This is a genomic window from Alkalibacterium sp. 20 (assembly GCF_001885615.1).
Classification (GTDB): Bacteria; Bacillota; Bacilli; order Lactobacillales; family Carnobacteriaceae_A; genus Alkalibacterium.
In genome coordinates this window covers 1-14,691 of sequence record NZ_LSRN01000026.1, presented here as the reverse complement: position 1 = coordinate 14,691, position 14,691 = coordinate 1, and the positions used below count along the sequence as shown (strand labels likewise).

The following is a 14,691-nucleotide window of genomic DNA, read 5'->3' as shown; positions in this document are numbered from 1 at the left end:
ATTTCTATGAATCATAGAAATCCGTCTTTTCACATTTGTTCTTCGTTGAATTGATTGATCAAACCATCAGGTTCGACATGAACGTCTGTATGCATGACATCAAATTTTTCATAAAGCAGTTTTTCGATAGTCTCGGTTATATCATGGCTTTCTTGTACCGTCATGTTACGATCAACTAAGATAGTGACATCCACATAAGTATTAGCCCCATACATGCGAGCTTTTATGGAAGCAACGTTTTTAACTTCTGGTATCATCTGTATTTTAGTCTTATACAAAGATAACTGTTTGTCTTTAAATCCGTCAGATAATAAAAAGGTACTTTCTTTAAAAATATCAATACCTGTTTTAACTATAATGAGAGCGACTATGGAAGCCATGACAGTATCTAACCAGACCAAGCCAAAAGAGGCACCTAAAATGGCAATGGCTGTTGCTATACTCGTCAGGCTGTCGGCTAGATTATCTTGAGCCACAGCTCTTAATCCAGTACTTTTAGCTTCTTTTGATAATAACAGATTGTAGCGGTAAAGAAAGAGCAATACTATTGCACTAATTATGGCAATGACAGCAGCGAGTTGATTGGGTGCTACCAATTCACCTCTATATAGACGAACAATACTGCTTTGAAAAACTTGGAATCCGACAAATAACATGATAAATGACGTAATTAAACTGGCAATGGGTTCCGCTTTCCAATGCCCATAAGGGTGATTGGCATCAGCCGGTATCCTTGCGGTTTTTAAACCGAATAGGACAGTAACAGAAGAAAAAACATCCGTTAAGTTATTCAGTCCATCGGCGGATAAAGATGTTGATCGCAGGAAAAAACCGACGGCTATTTTTACTATAGCTAGTATCACATAGACACCAATCGAGACTTTTGCACCTTTTTCTGCTATTAGGACACGGTTAATTTGACTTTTCAAGACATCCCTACTTTTTTTTATTGCATTCATAGATTTACAGTATACTTATTGATTTTAAAAGAATAAAGATGAAAATACAATAAAAAACTGTGATTGAAGATCAATCTTAATATGTCCCTAATTATTAAAGAAGTTGTACTTGGTGAAGAAAAGAAGATCCCTTACCAATTGTTCACATCTTTTCGTTCACCTTTAAAATTATTCTGTTTTTCATGTCTTGAAGCTAATACAGTTTCGACATCTGATATGGACACTCCGGTTTGATAGAGTAGAACACCGAGATGATATAAGACGTCAGCTGCTTCGTTAGCGACTTCTTCTTTGTTGTTATTCTTCGCTCCTATAACGACTTCAAAAGCTTCTTCACCGAATTTTTTTGCTATCTTATCGATGCCTTCGCTTAGAAGATAATTTGTGTAAGATTTCTCTTCACCTGAACCGTCCCGAGCTTGTATCGACGCTTCAATATCTTTCAATGTAAAAGAGGGGCCGAGATTGAAACAGCTCTTTGACCCCGTATGGCAAGTAGGACCAACAGGGTCGATCATAACGAGCAAGGCGTCTTGATCACAGTCTAAATACATGTCTTTGACGAATTGAACATTACCGCTTGTTTCACCTTTTTTCCATAACCGATTTTTTGAACGAGAAAAAAACCAGACCACTTCGTCCTTTTTCGTCTGTTCAAAAGCCTCTTCGTTCATGTAGCCTACCATACGGACATCTTTCGTTGTGTAATGCTGTAGAATTACCGGAAGTAATCCTTTTGAAAAATCTGGTTGTAGTGAATTGTATTTAGACATGGCGCATAGGCACCCCTTTTAACTGACATAAGTTTTTGACTTCTTGAATCGAAACATCTTCATCATGGAAAATAGAGGCAGCAAGTCCTGCTGAAACATCTGTATCCAAGAAAAGATCCGCAAAATGCTGAGCATTTCCTGCTCCACCCGAAGCAATAACTGGTATATTCACTGTTTCTTTAATTTTTGAAAGCAATACATGATCGAATCCCTGCTGCATGCCGTCATAATCCATACTGGTAATTAATAATTCTCCTGCGCCACGAGATTCCACTTCTTTTACCCAATCCAATGTTTTTATATCTGTTTTCTTTTTGCCTCCATGTGTGTAGCAATACCAGTCTTGTTCCGCTCCCACCCATTTCGCATCCACTGCGATACAGATACACTGGGAACCGAACTTTTCACTGGTTTCGTTGATCAATGAAGGGTTTTTTAAGGCTGCTGAATTCAGACTCACTTTATCTGCACCCGCATTTAATACGGCTGAGATATCTTCTGAAGATTTCAATCCGCCACCGATAGTCATCGGGATAAAAAGTTCTTTGGCGGTTTTTCTGATCACATCAAGCATCAAGGCGTTGCCCGTATCTGTTGCTGAAATATCGAGAAAGACTAACTCGTCGGCGCCTAATGTATTATAGCGTTTAGCTAATTCAACGGGGTCTCCAATTTCACGGAGTCCTTTAAACTGAATACCTTTAACCACAATGCCATCTCTGACATCGAGACAAGGAATGATACGTTTTTTAATCATTTGATACCCTCCCAAAAAGCATCCGTATTAGCCGCTTTTCCGACAATAGCTGCTTTTACGCCGGCCTGTTCTAATGTTTTTATATCTTCTAAACTGCGTATGCCACCTGAGGCAGTGATCGGATGAGGGGTAAGACCCACTAGTTTTTTTGTCAGTTCGAAGTTAGGACCCTGCATTTTACCGTCTTTGGAAATGTCGGTGTAAATAATGCCGCCTAAGTCTAGAGAAGCTGTTTCTGCAGCAACATCATAAATGGTTTTTCCAACTGATTCTGTCCAACCGTTGACTGCGACCTCTTCTTTTTTTGCGTCCAGGCCTAAATAAACTTTGCCTGGGTAGAGAGTGGTTATTTTCTTGAGCCAAGCGCTATCTTGTAAGCCGCGTGTGCCAACGATGACGTATGACGCACCGCTCGAAAGATAATAGTCGATCGTTTCTGTTGAACGAATACCGCCGCCAATTTCGACGGGATAGGTACTGGACGCAATCAACTCTTTGATAAATGTTTTTTCTGTCGGTTTCTGATGAAGTGCACCCATCAAATCAACAATATGGATGCGTGTTACTTCCTTGAATTGATTGTAAAAAGCAATGGCTTCTTTAGGAGAACGTCTCATGACTTCCTTCGAAGCGTAAACACCTTCGGTCAATCGCACGCTTTGGTTATCAATTAAATCTATTGCTGGCCAAATTTCTATCACAGATTGAACCCACCTTTTATCGCTTGATTTAGTATTTGCAGTCCCAGGTTTCCGCTTTTTTCAGGGTGAAACTGAATACCGATTAAATTTTCTTTCTGGACAATAGCTACCACTGGTTCTTCATAAGTTGCTGTAGCAACAATATTTTCTTCTGTATGAACTTTATATGAATGAATAAAATAAACGTCGCCCTGCAGAGAGGGAAGTGGGGCGTCTAGCTGATTCCAGCCTAAATGAGGTACCGGAAGAGATCCGGTTATTTTTTTAACTGTTCCAGGTAAATAACTAAGTCCATCTACATTTCCTTCTTCACTCTTTTCAAAAAGAAGTTGCATACCTAAACAAATACCAATGAAGGGTTTCTTGTCTTTCAATTCATTTAATACAGGTAATAAATCAAGTTCTGATAGACGATTCATCGCATCTTTAAAATGACCGACACCAGGGAGTATGATCGTGTCTGCCTCATTGAGTTCTTTTTTATCATGAGTGACGATAACGTCATGACCCAAATAATGTAAAGCGTTTGATAGATTAGCAATATTGCCCAATCCATAGTCTACGATAGCAATCACTCTTCGATGACCCCTTTCGACGAAGGAAGGCGGGAAATGTCAGAAGTCTGTGATGCTTTTTTTAAAGCCTGTGCAAAAGACTTGAATAGGGCTTCAATTTCATGATGGGTATTTCCACCGCGAATCAAATCGAGATGAACAGTCAAGCGGGCATGTATAGTGAGTGCATAAAAGAATTCCTTCACTAGCTGAACGTCAAACGTCCCGACTTTCTGGCTGGAAAAATCAGGTTCAAAAGATAAGAATGGACGACCACTGATATCGACAACTGCACGTGCCAATGTTTCATCCATCGGAACATAGGCAGTTCCATAACGTTCAATTGACGACTTATCCTGAGTTAACTCAGCGATGGCTTGTCCTAACAAAATCCCAATATCTTCTGTAGTATGGTGATCATCCACATCCGTATCACCATCGACAGTGATATTCAGAACAAAATGACCATGAAAAGCAAACAGGTCCAGCATGTGATTTAAAAAGCCTACGCCTGTATCGATATTAGATTCAGAAAGACCTTTATCCATGCTTAGTTTGATACGTGTTTCTTTCGTGTTGCGTTCTTTGGTTATGGTCATTGAGATGCTCTCCATTTCCTTAAGATTTTTCTCAGTTCATCCAGTTGTTCTGCGGTGGCTATTGAGTATCTGACCGCTTCTTTAAGTGTGGGTTGATCAGATTCTGGATACATTCTGGGCTGGAAGCCATTTTGTCGTACAAAGGTTCCTAATTCTAATGCTTTTTCTCCATAGGTAAATAAAAAATTAGTGTGACTCTCTAGCATATTGATAACATCTCCGACTTCTTCTTTGAAGAGCTGGTGCAATTGTTTGGCCAGTTTTTGATTCAAAGAAATAAAATCAGTCAGTCGTTCAGGTTGATTTAACAAATAATGAGCGATGTTTAAGGAAAGAGTGTTGAGTGGGTAAGGATGTGCGATAGAGTTTAACACTTTCATGGTGTTCTCAGTTGAAAAAGCGACACCAATGCGCAATCCCGCTAAACCATATACCTTTGAAAGCGTACGAAAGCGAATGACGTGATCGCCTTCGGGATATTTTGGGATCTCATCTAAAAATTCGGCATAGGCTTCATCAATAATAATGTAACCCTTAACTTCCCGCATTAATTCAGCTGCTTTCTCGATGAAATCAAGGGGGTGCATCATACCAAATGGATTATTTGGTTGTGAAAAAATAAAAACAGAAGGACGATATTCTTTTATTTTCTGAAAAACTTCCTCATAATCAAATGTCATATCCGGTTGAGCGTCAACTTTTATGAGCGGACGTTTGAACTGCATGGCATATTCTTCATACATCACAAAATCCGGATCGAGAACTAAAGCGGGTCCTTTACCTAAAATAATCATTGCTTTTTGAATCCATTCATCTGATCCGTTTGCAAAAGAGACCAGGTTTGAATCCAGGTGATTATAGTCAGCATAACTCTCTTGTAAATGCTGATATTCATTGGTCGCATAGTGATTGAAATGTGTATCTACAGCAATTTTGCTAATCTCTTCTTCAGTTAATGCTCTATACGGGCTTTCATTTTTATCTATACGTATCATTTCAATTCCCCCAGTCGACAGGCTAATGAATCATGGTGGGCTTGGAGTGATTCTTCCAGGGCTATACGCATACCGCTGGGAGCCATCTTTAAAAATGACTCTTTTTTTAGAGCAATAATAGAGTTGGTTCGTAAAAAGTCATTGACCGTTAAGCCGTTGCTAAATCTCGCTGTTCCTCCAGTTGGTAAAACGTGACTAGGGCCTGCGACATAATCACCAATAGCTTCAGGTGAATAGTCGCCTACAAATAAAGCACCAGCAGTTTTGATCTGATCAATGTACGACTCTGCATCTTTTGTTTGAATCGAGACATGTTCCCCGGCAATCAAGTTGACGCATTCGATCGTCTCTTCTTTATTAGCTGTAAGAATAGAATAATGGTGGTCCTTTAGACTGGCCTCTATTATTTGAGCGCGAGTTTGTTTGTTTGTCAAAACAGCAACTTTTTCTTTTATTTCTAATAGCTTTTCTTTGTTTTCACTTATCAAAAAGGTACGGGCCAATACATCATGTTCAGCTTGTGCGAGTAAATCGTAAGCAACAAATTCTGCCCGCGTCGTTTCATCAACGACAACGACAATTTCACTTGGACCGGCAATAGAATCGATGCCTACATCTCCATAAACCATTTTTTTAGCTGAGGCGACATACTGGTTCCCTGGTCCGGCAATTTTATCTACCCGTGGAATGGTTTCTGTACCATAAGCTAATGCAGCGATGGCTTGAGCGCCACCCACTTGAAAGACACGGTCCACTTGAGCAATGTGACAGGCGGCTAAAATAGCCTGATTAACGCCATCTTTTTGTGGAGGTGTAGTGGCAATGATTTCATTAACGCCGGCAACCTTGGCTAATACGGCTGTCATTAATACCGTTGAGACCAGAGGGGCAGTCCCGCCTGGCACATAGACACCCACACGATTCAAAGGGTGAACTTTTTGATATAGTTCTGACTTTGGACTGTCGGAAATTTTTATGGATTCCTGGTAGTCCCAGATGTTTTTATAGGCCATTTCTAAAGCTTCTCTTAATTCATCGTCGATTGACTGATACGCTAATTCGAGATCAGAAGGTTTTATTTCCAAATCAGTCAGCGTTACGTTATCAAATTTTTCGGAATAGTCAAATAATGCTTTATCTTTCTTCTCCTGGACGGTTTGTATGATAGTCATGACTTGCTCTAACTTACTCCAGTCTGTTTCGTTCGTTGATGCATATATTTGCTTGAAAGTATCCATTGTATACATTTATATTCCACCTACTTTTTTAATTTGTTAACGATTGACTGTATTTCTTCATTTTTAGAGAAAAAAGAGTGTTTATTTGCAATAAGTCGCGCATTGATATTGTCTAATTGCACTTGTTCTTCCAGTCCGTTTTTTCTAAGAGTCGTTCCAGATTGAACGATATCCATAATGGCATCGGCCATATCGATAGTAGCGGCTAGTTCAACAGAGCCTTTTAGAGGGATGATTTTGACAGGCTGCCTAATAGAGTCAAAATAATCTTGTGTAAATTTCACGTATTTTGTAGCGACAACAGGATACGTTTCTTTTGGAGATTTCGCAGCTAAAGCAAAATGACAATACCCAAATGGCAGGTCCATCAGGTTGTTTATTTGTCGATTCTGTTCATACAGAACATCACTCCCTGTAATCCCTAAATCAGCGACACCTTCTTCTACATATACGGGCACATCTTCACCTTTCACCAATAAAAAGCGCGTGTCTTCTGTTTCGACTAACAGTTCTCTTGAGACTGATTCGAGTGCAGTGTGCCATTGGGTTAACTGCTGCTGCTTTAAAAATGAAATGAAATCTTCTAACTGTCTTCCTTTAGATAATGCAATTGTGATCATTTCAACTTTCCTCTCTCTATAAGCCAGCCGTTAAGGGTAAGCTTGATAAATTAATAGCCATACCAAAAGCTTTGGTTGGGCTTGAATACTGCCCACCCGTAACGATGGGCTCAACAGATTGTTTGGTATAAAACTGTAAAAATATTCCTTTGTAATAGGATTGATTTGGTGAGGAAAACAGGTCGCAATAGACGACTGGTATCTGATTGTTCTCTAATTCAGATTGCCAGTGTTGTATTTCTTCAACGGGCTTTTTCAAATCCGGGAAGTGTTGTTTAGCATAGGCGAGCTGATTAGGTACGGGTTGGGTCATTAATAGGACTGCCGGGTGCGAAGCTCCTAATCTTTTGGTTAAATGATCTAAATTACGTTCACTTAGGTACATCATGATTTCAGGATCTCGTCTTTCTTCTGTGGATAATAACTTCTTCAAAAGAGAGTAGTGACTGATTACGGCCACAGTTAAGGAAATGTTGAGATGATCGCGAATATAATGTAATAAATCTTTCATCGTGATAATTTGTATTGAAATATCTTGGGTAAAGACTTCCATTCCAAACTGCATTTTTTCTTTATCCACAGGAAATACTGGACCTGAATAAGCGATTTTATCTGTTTTTAATTTATATTTTTGGCGGTAACGGACAATGGCATCTGTCCAGTCACTTCTTAGAGATAACAGTGATTGGTTTGACTGCCAAGTATAGCGATGTTTCATCATTTTTAAATCGTCTTCTGAAAGTCTATCCCATTCAAATTGTTCTAGAATAGATAGATCAAGTAGATCATAGCCTAATAAATGAAAATGATGAAGAAACTCCATTTCCTTGCGCTTTTTCTCCAGCAACTGCTGATTGTTTTTTTCGAAATCCATTATTAAGTTCCTCATTTCCATTTATTAATAAGTTTGATACAATGATTGTACTTTAAGAATTGAAAACAGTTTGATTAAAAAATTTTAACATAAATAACCCGACAGTGAAAGTATTCAAAACTAAAACTGAAGAAGGAGGAAATTCATGCTATCTGATAATCACGTACACACACAATATTGTCCTCATGGTAGTGCGTATGATATGGAAGAGTATGTCAAAACAGCTATTGATAAGGGACTTGAAAGTATCACGTTTACTGAACACGCACCTTTGCCGATCGAGGATACGACACCTGAAAAAGACAGCTCTATGAGAGCAGAAGATGTTGAGGGATATTTGAATCAGGGGAAAAAATTAAAAGCAAAATATGCAAAGGACATCGTTGTAAATACTGGATTTGAAATTGATTATATCGAAGGGAAAGAAAAGGAAACCCTTCTTTTCTTGAAAAAATATTCTGAAACAATTCCTTATTCTATTATAAGTGTTCATTTTTTAAAAATACCTGAGCATGGTTATTTTTGTATTGACTACGATAAGGAGGTATTCTTAGAAAAAATAAATCAAATAAGTTACGATAGACTGACAAGATTATATGAAGAAACCCTATTAAAAGCTTTATCTTTACCATTTGGGAAATGGACACCAAAAACGATTGGCCATATCACACTGATATATAAATTTATCAACGCACATAATCGAGAGGACGAAATCGATTGGGACAGGTTACTGAAAAAAATAAGAACGAATGACTATATTTTGGATTACAACTTTTCAGGTATTGATAAACCTTTTTACAACAGAACATATCCATTTGACTCACTTGTTGAATCAGCTTTAAATGAAGGAGTCAAATTAGCCTATGGTTCTGATGCGCATCATCCAGATGATGTCGGAAGATATTTTGAGAGGGGTATTAATCATGGATAAAATCTCGTACGAAGTGGTTGAACATCTCGCCGTCCTTTCTGAAACACCTAAAGGATGGCGTAAAGAATTAAACTTAGTGAGTTGGAATAACCGTCCTCCAAAGTTTGACATCAGAGAATGGAGCCCTGACCACACTAAAATGAGTAAAGGCCTCACATTCAATAATGAAGAAATAGTCCAGCTGAAAAAAGCGCTGGCCGAAATAGATGTATAACCAAACTAGAGTCAGGCTGGTCCCTACAGTTGAAATGGATAGAGTAAACGAACTACATGAGGAGAGAAGAGAGTCGATGGAAAGCGTACAGTTGAACAACGGCACACGTATGCCATACTTAGGAACAGGAACAAACACATACGGGAAAAAAAACAATGAATACAATGGCGAATTGACTGGTGATTTTTCTACGCTAAGATCCGCGATCGAGATGGGTTATCGATTGATAGATACTGCTATTTCTTATAGAAATGAAGCAGGTATCGGGAAAACCGTTAAAGAGAGTGGCATTGACCGTGAAGCATTCTATTTAACCACTAAAATACCCACAGAAGATGCATATATAAAAGATAAAGAGACGGTCAGAAAGACACTGAACCAAAGTTTGATAAATCTTGAAACGGATTATATTGACTTGTATCTTATTCATAAACCGATTGAAGACGAGGAGAAACTGAAAATAACATGGGAAGTAATGGAAGAATTTGTAAGTAAAGGTAAAATCAAAACCATTGGGGTCTCCAATTTTTCTAATGAAGATCTTGAAAAATTAGATAAATTCGCGACCATAAAGCCAGCTGTTAATCAAATCAAATCGAATCCGACCCAATGGAATAATGAGTGGATAAAAGACATGTTGGATCGTGACATTAGACCACAAGCTTGGGGACCGATGAAGACAACTGATCAGCATAAAGAATATCTAAATGAAATTGGCGAGAACTATGGTAAAACATGGGGGCAGGTCTTGCTCCGCTATCAAACACAAAGAGGCGTAGTGGCTATTCCTAAATCTCATAACCCCATAAACCAGAAAGCTAATCTTGAAAGTCTGGACTTTTTATTGTCCGATGAAGATATGGCTAAAGTTGCTCAACTATAAAAGAAACCGAGAAGTTCTCTATGATTTCAGAGAACCTCTCGGTATTTTCTCGTAATAATAATAACTGATCCAATTAGTTAGCTAATGCAATTTTCGCCAATTCATCAGCTCTTTCATTGTATTTTATTCCAGTATGGGCTTTAACTTTCACAAATGAGACGTCAATTTTTGTACTATAGGCTTGATAATACTTTATATAATCTTTTGAGACTGTTTTGTTGGCTTTCCATTGTCCCGTAGCCCACATTTCAATACCTAAATAATCATAATGGATGATTATTTCTTTGTACTTATGTTCAATGGCCCATTTAATAGCATTGAGGGCACCAAAGCATTCACCCGCAATCTGGAAACTTTCTGCATACTCAGGTTCACTTGCCGCATTACTTAATTCCTGAATAACAGTATTATTTTTCAGCAAGACAACACCATAACTATAGGTCTTTTTCTTTTTATTAAAAGAACCATCTACGTAGGCAACGAGAGACTCCGGTGCTATGTAACTACTCTTTTCCGTTTTATCGGCTATAAAAGCTTGTGCTTCAGTTTCAGTTTGAAATGATTTGAATTGGGCATTGTTAAAGCCTGTCACTTGTTTTTGGGCTTCCGGCCAGGTGGTGTATACACCTGGATTGCGTCCTTTTTTTACTGCGTAATATTTGGTTGGCATAATTTCTCCTTTTTAGTGAAAATAGTTCCTGTATTACTTTAGAAGAAGAGGGGGAAGATGTCAATAAAAAACAAATAGGTCGTTAGCATTTAAGAGTTAAGGGTTACTCTTAATGTCCTTTAGTCAGAGAGTGACAAACAACTAAAAAAAAGGCATACTGAGATAATATAAGGAGGAATTGATTTGAGCAAAAAATTACTTATGTATTTATTTAAACGACGTATTTTACTCACCTTTTTCATCATCATTCAATTTATCGTTTTTGGAATCATTATTATGCAATCTTTTGCCTATTCTATTGTATTAGAAACTATTTTTACCTTGCTCTCAATTGGAGTGGCTCTGCACGTCGTATGGAAAAAAGGTAAAGAAGCCTATAAGGTCACGTGGATTTTACAAGTCTTGATCTTTCCTATTTATGGCACCCTCTTTTATCTTATGTTTAACAGACAAACGCAGACAAAAAAATTACAAGAATCATTGGAAAATATTTACAGATTACATAGACCGTATAAACTGGATGATGAATCAGTATTGAATGAAGCGAAGAACCAATTCAAAAACCACGGGAAACTCATGCATTACTTGTCCAACACAGGGGAATATCCAGTCTACTCGGCAAGAGAAGCGACCTATTATCCCTTGGGAGAAGATTATTTCAAGGCAATGCTGGAAGAAATGAAGAAAGCTCAAAGATACATCTTTTTCGAATTCTTTATTGTTGCCGAAGGTAAAATGTGGTAGGAAATGCTGGTAGTTATGGAAGAGAAAGCAGAACAAGGTGTGGATGTTCGTGTGATGTATGATGATATCGGCAGTTTTGTCACCTTGCCAAAGAACATTCAAGCAACGCTTGCAGAAAAAAATATTACGAGCAGGGTTTATAATCCGTTCCACCCGATTGTCACATCGTCACAGAATAACAGAGATCACAGAAAAATTTTATCCATCGATGGTGAAGTGGCATTCACTGGAGGGGTCAATGTGGGTGATGAGTATATCAATGAAATCGAGCGGTTCGGGCACTGGAAAGATAATGGCATTAAGTTGGAAGGAAGGGGAGCCTGGGGACTGACTTTGATTTTCCTAGAGCTATGGCAGACGATGGATGACCACTTACTTCCGGATGGAATTAGTGATCTTAAACCAAAATATAATGATGAACAAAAAGAAAGCGGTGGATTTGTTCAACCGTTTGCAGACAGTCCGACGGATACCATGAATATCGGAGAACATGTATTCATTAAGTTGATTCATGCTGCAGAGAAATCAGTTTGGATATACACGCCTTATTTAATACTTGATGAAAATTTAGAGATAGCACTCGTATTGGCCGCGCGGAGTGGTGTGGATGTCCGTATAGTCACTCCTAAAAAATGGGATAAATACCTAGTTCATATTACAACACGGTCATATTACACAGACTTGATGGATGCGGGAGTGAAAATCCACGAATACTCAAAAGGATTTATGCATGCAAAGACAATACTCATAGATGGTGACGTTGCAGAAGTCGGTACGATTAATTTTGATTACCGAAGCCTGTATTTACATTTTGAAAATGCGGTCGTCATATACGGAACGGATGCAATAAAAGAAATTGAACTGGATATGGAAAGTACAATTAATCAGAGCGAGCGAATAGCATACACGAATGTGAAACAGTCGTTAGCAGCCAAAGTAATTAGAAGTATTTTGAGGTTGTTTGCACCACTAATGTAAAAAATGGTTATATTACAGATGCCATTGTGTGTTAAAATAAATGAAGATAATATGTGGTGTATTAAATAAATGTATGAATAATAATTATTAATAGTCAATAGTGCTATGGATATCATTGAAAGGAAAGAATACATGTGATTAATGAAAATGAGAAAGACAAGCAATCTGAACTGTCTACTGAAGCATTAGAAAAAGTGATCAATCCTGAAGATAAGGTCGTAAAAAAAATAGATTCAGAACATCTTCTGATCAACAAAGAAAAATATAAGATTATAACGAATTACAGAGAAGGTTTGGATACAGATTTATTAGAAGAAAGATATAGCGACTTTTTAGAGAAATATGATTATCTGGTAGGTGATATGTCATACGGCAAGCTTAGATTAAGAGGGTTTTATCGTGATGAAGTGAAGAAAATCCCAATTGACATGCGTATTTCTTATTTGGAAGATTATCTTTTAGAATATTGCAGTTTTGGTTGTGCCTATTTTGTGTTGGAGAATATTGAACTTAACAGAAAAAAAACTGAGCATCAATATGAATCAAACAATAAAGCTCAATCACCAAGCAGACCAAGTAAGCCAAGCAAGCCAAGCAAGCCGAGCAAACCGAGCAAACCGAGCAAACCGAGCAAACCGAGCAAACCAAGCAAACCAAGCAAACCAAGCAAGCCGAGCAGACCAAGCAAACCAAGCAAACCATTCAAGAAAAAGGCACCAGCTCAAACCGTTGATAAGGAAGAAGCGTCTTCTAATCTTGCAGGGAACGAGAAACGCTCATTCACAAAAACGCATCGAGACAAAACAAACGAAGTGGATCAAAAAAAAGATGAAGTGCAAGAAGTGAAAAATAATACTGGGAAGACACGTTTTCAAATCAGGAAAAAGAAAGAATAGGTGTTAAGTCATGCAATTCAAAAAGTATCAAGGTTACTTTATAGATCTGGATGGAACAATGTATATGGGTTCAAAACCCATAGAAGAAGCGCCAGCTTTTGTTGAAAAACTCAAGTATGCAAAAATACCATATTTATTTCTTACTAACAATTCTACTAGTACCCCGCAAGAGGTAGCAGAAAAATTGCAAGGTAAGTTTAATATTTCTGCGAAAGCAGAGGACATTTATACGAGCGCACTGGCCACAGCCGATTATGTCAAGCAGCTGAAAGGTAACCGCGTATATGTTGTTGGAGAACATGGATTAAAACAGGCATTGGAAGATGTCGGGTGTCAACTTGTAGAAGACGCTATTGATCATGTCGTTGTCGGACTTGACCGAGATTTGACCTATGACAAATGTGAAATTGCTAGTTTGGCTATTCAAAGTGGTGCGACATTCATTGCAACGAACAAGGATACGAACCTGCCTACTGAGAGAGGACTAGTACCTGGAGCTGGATCAGTAATAGCACTGATAGAAAAGTCAACTCAAACGAAACCGACTTTTATCGGTAAACCCGAAAAAATCATGATGAAATCTGCACTAGATAAAATACATCTTTCAAAAGAAGAGGTCATCATGGTGGGAGATAATTATGAGACAGACATTTTAGCTGGAATCAACAGTGATATAGATACCTTATTAGTTTTAACTGGTTTTACGAAGAAAGCTGATTTGAATAATAAAACAAAACAACCAACTTATATTATTGATACGTTGGATGAGTGGGGAGACTAGTGTGCGTTACTTAAAAAAAATAACAGGTTTAAGTAGTTTGTTTTTATTCATTATCACAGTGAGCATTGCGTTTGTTATTTTGTTTACCCCTTTGTATTATTTTTCAGTCTGGTTGCATGAGCTACCGGCACAATTAAATATGTCCTTCCAAGCTTTAATTGATAATTACCATATCCTGTTAAGGTATTTACATTTCCCATGGGTGACTGAATTGAACATGCCGGATTTTCCGAGTTCAGAAAGTGGCTTGTTTCATTTTTGGGAGGTAAAACTCTTATTTTACCTTAACTATGCTGTATTAATTATTTCTTTGATAGGAAGTTTTTTCTATGCCAGAGCTTTAAAGAAAAACAGACGGATATGGACACTACAAAAACCGTTTTTTATTGCTAGCCTCGTACCGCCTTTATTACTAATGTTTTTGGCTATAAACTTCGATAGAATGTTTTTGTTGTTTCATGAAATTTTCTTTAATAATGATGACTGGTTATTCAATCCGGCTACTGATCCTATTATATTAGCAT

Annotated in this window: 19 protein-coding genes; 8 read left to right on the top strand and 11 right to left on the bottom strand. The window is 37.9% G+C overall.

The window, feature by feature from the left end; translation table 11 throughout:
- Positions 1-29: 29 nt before the first annotated feature.
- From AX762_RS05055 to AX762_RS05010, 10 genes are all read right to left on the bottom strand, one after another.
- The gene (locus AX762_RS05055) at positions 30-929 is read right to left on the bottom strand and encodes a cation diffusion facilitator family transporter (protein WP_256244442.1); all 900 of its coding nucleotides are present in this window, start codon (positions 927-929) and stop codon (positions 30-32) included.
- A gap of 161 nt (positions 930-1,090) precedes the next feature.
- Positions 1,091-1,732, bottom strand: a complete 642-nt coding sequence (hisIE, locus tag AX762_RS05050) for a bifunctional phosphoribosyl-AMP cyclohydrolase/phosphoribosyl-ATP diphosphatase HisIE (protein WP_071848072.1) — start codon at positions 1,730-1,732, stop codon at positions 1,091-1,093.
- Positions 1,725-2,489, bottom strand: coding sequence for an imidazole glycerol phosphate synthase subunit HisF (hisF, locus tag AX762_RS05045; RefSeq protein ID WP_071848071.1), 765 nt, complete (start codon positions 2,487-2,489; stop codon positions 1,725-1,727). The genes hisIE and hisF overlap by 8 nt, the downstream gene beginning before the upstream one ends.
- On the bottom strand, positions 2,486-3,190 hold the full coding sequence (hisA, locus tag AX762_RS05040; RefSeq protein ID WP_071848070.1) for a 1-(5-phosphoribosyl)-5-((5-phosphoribosylamino)methylideneamino)imidazole-4-carboxamide isomerase: 705 nt from the start codon (positions 3,188-3,190) through the stop codon (positions 2,486-2,488). The genes hisF and hisA overlap by 4 nt, the downstream gene beginning before the upstream one ends.
- On the bottom strand, positions 3,187-3,765 hold the full coding sequence (gene hisH, locus AX762_RS05035; RefSeq protein WP_071848069.1) for an imidazole glycerol phosphate synthase subunit HisH: 579 nt from the start codon (positions 3,763-3,765) through the stop codon (positions 3,187-3,189). The genes hisA and hisH overlap by 4 nt, the downstream gene beginning before the upstream one ends.
- Positions 3,762-4,343, bottom strand: coding sequence for an imidazoleglycerol-phosphate dehydratase HisB (hisB, locus tag AX762_RS05030; RefSeq protein WP_071848068.1), 582 nt, complete (start codon positions 4,341-4,343; stop codon positions 3,762-3,764). The genes hisH and hisB overlap by 4 nt, the downstream gene beginning before the upstream one ends.
- Positions 4,340-5,338 carry a histidinol-phosphate transaminase gene (locus AX762_RS05025; protein ID WP_071848067.1) on the bottom strand — a complete coding sequence of 333 codons (999 nt, stop codon included), beginning with the start codon at positions 5,336-5,338 and terminating at the stop codon, positions 4,340-4,342. Before AX762_RS05025 ends, hisB begins: the two co-directional genes overlap by 4 nt.
- On the bottom strand, positions 5,335-6,585 hold the full coding sequence (gene hisD / locus AX762_RS05020; protein ID WP_071848066.1) for a histidinol dehydrogenase: 1,251 nt from the start codon (positions 6,583-6,585) through the stop codon (positions 5,335-5,337). Before hisD ends, AX762_RS05025 begins: the two co-directional genes overlap by 4 nt.
- 11 nt (positions 6,586-6,596) lie before the next feature.
- A complete protein-coding gene (hisG, locus tag AX762_RS05015) occupies positions 6,597-7,196 on the bottom strand; it encodes an ATP phosphoribosyltransferase (protein ID WP_071848065.1) in 600 nt (199 codons plus the stop codon).
- Between the two features lie 16 nt (positions 7,197-7,212).
- The gene (locus AX762_RS05010; RefSeq protein ID WP_071848064.1) at positions 7,213-8,070 is read right to left on the bottom strand and encodes an ATP phosphoribosyltransferase regulatory subunit; all 858 of its coding nucleotides are present in this window, start codon (positions 8,068-8,070) and stop codon (positions 7,213-7,215) included.
- Positions 8,071-8,215: 145 nt separating this feature from the next.
- Between AX762_RS05010 and hisJ the strand changes: the two genes are divergently transcribed.
- From hisJ to AX762_RS04995, 3 genes are all read left to right on the top strand, one after another.
- A complete protein-coding gene (hisJ, locus tag AX762_RS05005) occupies positions 8,216-9,001 on the top strand; it encodes a histidinol-phosphatase HisJ (protein ID WP_071848063.1) in 786 nt (261 codons plus the stop codon).
- A complete protein-coding gene (locus tag AX762_RS05000; protein WP_071848062.1) occupies positions 8,994-9,215 on the top strand; it encodes a YdbC family protein in 222 nt (73 codons plus the stop codon). The genes hisJ and AX762_RS05000 overlap by 8 nt, the downstream gene beginning before the upstream one ends.
- A gap of 76 nt (positions 9,216-9,291) precedes the next feature.
- Complete coding sequence (locus AX762_RS04995) at positions 9,292-10,098, top strand: aldo/keto reductase (RefSeq protein WP_071848061.1); 807 nt, start codon at positions 9,292-9,294, stop codon at positions 10,096-10,098.
- A gap of 73 nt (positions 10,099-10,171) precedes the next feature.
- Here AX762_RS04995 and AX762_RS04990 read toward each other — a convergent pair whose 3' ends face one another.
- Positions 10,172-10,768, bottom strand: coding sequence for a viroplasmin family protein (locus tag AX762_RS04990; protein ID WP_071848060.1), 597 nt, complete (start codon positions 10,766-10,768; stop codon positions 10,172-10,174).
- Between the two features lie 183 nt (positions 10,769-10,951).
- Between AX762_RS04990 and AX762_RS12380 the strand changes: the two genes are divergently transcribed.
- The 5 genes from AX762_RS12380 to AX762_RS04970 all read left to right on the top strand — a co-directional run.
- Entirely contained in the window at positions 10,952-11,512 is a 561-nt protein-coding gene (locus tag AX762_RS12380; RefSeq protein WP_083432813.1) for a PLDc N-terminal domain-containing protein, read from the top strand.
- 15 nt (positions 11,513-11,527) lie between these two features.
- Positions 11,528-12,490 (top strand): phosphatidylserine/phosphatidylglycerophosphate/cardiolipin synthase family protein, encoded by a 963-nt coding sequence (locus AX762_RS12375; RefSeq protein ID WP_177244038.1) that lies wholly within the window; start codon positions 11,528-11,530, stop codon positions 12,488-12,490.
- Between the two features lie 134 nt (positions 12,491-12,624).
- Positions 12,625-13,386, top strand: coding sequence for a YutD family protein (locus AX762_RS12740; RefSeq protein WP_071848059.1), 762 nt, complete (start codon positions 12,625-12,627; stop codon positions 13,384-13,386).
- Positions 13,387-13,396: 10 nt separating this feature from the next.
- Entirely contained in the window at positions 13,397-14,167 is a 771-nt protein-coding gene (locus AX762_RS04975) for a TIGR01457 family HAD-type hydrolase (RefSeq protein ID WP_071848058.1), read from the top strand.
- A 1-nt stretch (position 14,168) separates the two neighbouring features.
- Positions 14,169-14,691: TIGR01906 family membrane protein (locus AX762_RS04970; RefSeq protein ID WP_071848057.1), on the top strand; the 523-nt coding region annotated here is incomplete at its 3' end.

What these genes read in the sequence shown, in the direction of transcription:
- AX762_RS12375 (WP_177244038.1), top strand. Translation starts at nt 11,528, where the DNA reads ATGGAAGAGAAAGCAGAACAAGGTGTGGATGTTCGTGTGATGTATGAT.
- hisF (WP_071848071.1), bottom strand. Translation starts at nt 2,489, where the DNA reads ATGATTAAAAAACGTATCATTCCTTGTCTCGATGTCAGAGATGGCATT.
- AX762_RS05025 (WP_071848067.1), bottom strand. Translation starts at nt 5,338, where the DNA reads ATGATACGTATAGATAAAAATGAAAGCCCGTATAGAGCATTAACTGAA.
- AX762_RS04990 (WP_071848060.1), bottom strand. Translation starts at nt 10,768, where the DNA reads ATGCCAACCAAATATTACGCAGTAAAAAAAGGACGCAATCCAGGTGTA.
- hisB (WP_071848068.1), bottom strand. Translation starts at nt 4,343, where the DNA reads ATGACCATAACCAAAGAACGCAACACGAAAGAAACACGTATCAAACTA.
- AX762_RS04975 (WP_071848058.1), top strand. Translation starts at nt 13,397, where the DNA reads ATGCAATTCAAAAAGTATCAAGGTTACTTTATAGATCTGGATGGAACA.
- AX762_RS04995 (WP_071848061.1), top strand. Translation starts at nt 9,292, where the DNA reads ATGGAAAGCGTACAGTTGAACAACGGCACACGTATGCCATACTTAGGA.
- AX762_RS05010 (WP_071848064.1), bottom strand. Translation starts at nt 8,070, where the DNA reads ATGGATTTCGAAAAAAACAATCAGCAGTTGCTGGAGAAAAAGCGCAAG.
- hisJ (WP_071848063.1), top strand. Translation starts at nt 8,216, where the DNA reads ATGCTATCTGATAATCACGTACACACACAATATTGTCCTCATGGTAGT.
- AX762_RS05000 (WP_071848062.1), top strand. Translation starts at nt 8,994, where the DNA reads ATGGATAAAATCTCGTACGAAGTGGTTGAACATCTCGCCGTCCTTTCT.
- hisG (WP_071848065.1), bottom strand. Translation starts at nt 7,196, where the DNA reads ATGATCACAATTGCATTATCTAAAGGAAGACAGTTAGAAGATTTCATT.
- hisD (WP_071848066.1), bottom strand. Translation starts at nt 6,585, where the DNA reads ATGTATACAATGGATACTTTCAAGCAAATATATGCATCAACGAACGAA.
- hisIE (WP_071848072.1), bottom strand. Translation starts at nt 1,732, where the DNA reads ATGTCTAAATACAATTCACTACAACCAGATTTTTCAAAAGGATTACTT.